Raw genomic sequence first — 538 nt, 5'->3', positions numbered from 1 at the left:
GAGCACTCCCGGCTGAATGCCGAGGCCGCAGGCGTGTCGGATCGCGCGCGCTTCGAGCAGCGCGATGCGATGGACGTGGATGTTTCGACCGCGAGCGTGGTCGTGCTGTACCTGGTGCACTGGTCCACCCAGCGGATGGCGGCCGAGCTGCTCGAACGCTGCGCGCCGGGCACGCGTGTCGTCTCCAACAGCTTTCCTTTCGAGGGCTGCGCCGGTGCTCGCACGCAGCCCATCATCGACGCCACGGGCAAACCGCGCGATCTCCACCTGTGGGTGCTGCCGGAGCGCGACGCCCCGGCGGTTGCCGGCAATGTCGAACAGCAGCGATTCCAAAAGGACCAGGCATGCGACTGAAGGACAAGGTGGCGCTGGTGACGGGGGCGGGACGCGGGATCGGCGCCGCGATCGCGCGTGCCTTTGCGAAAGAGGGCGCGCGCGTCGTCGTCAGCGATATCGATGACGACTCCGGCAGTGAGCTTGCACGCGCGCTGCGGGGCCAAGGCCGATTCACCCGGCTGGACGTGCGTGACGAGGCGCA

General features: G+C 68.8%; 2 protein-coding genes. Both read left to right on the top strand.

Features of this window, described 5'->3' with window-relative positions:
- A partial coding sequence (locus FLQ44_RS23580) for a hypothetical protein (RefSeq protein ID WP_206208753.1) occupies positions 1 to 354 on the top strand: 354 nt, incomplete at its 5' end.
- Positions 345 to 538: SDR family NAD(P)-dependent oxidoreductase (locus FLQ44_RS08115; RefSeq protein ID WP_147693966.1), on the top strand; the 194-nt coding region annotated here is incomplete at its 3' end. The genes FLQ44_RS23580 and FLQ44_RS08115, both read left to right, overlap by 10 nt.

Source organism: Vogesella mureinivorans (assembly GCF_007644035.1).
Classification (GTDB): domain Bacteria; phylum Pseudomonadota; class Gammaproteobacteria; order Burkholderiales; family Chromobacteriaceae; genus Vogesella; species Vogesella mureinivorans.
This window is presented reverse-complemented; position numbering and strand designations above follow the sequence as displayed.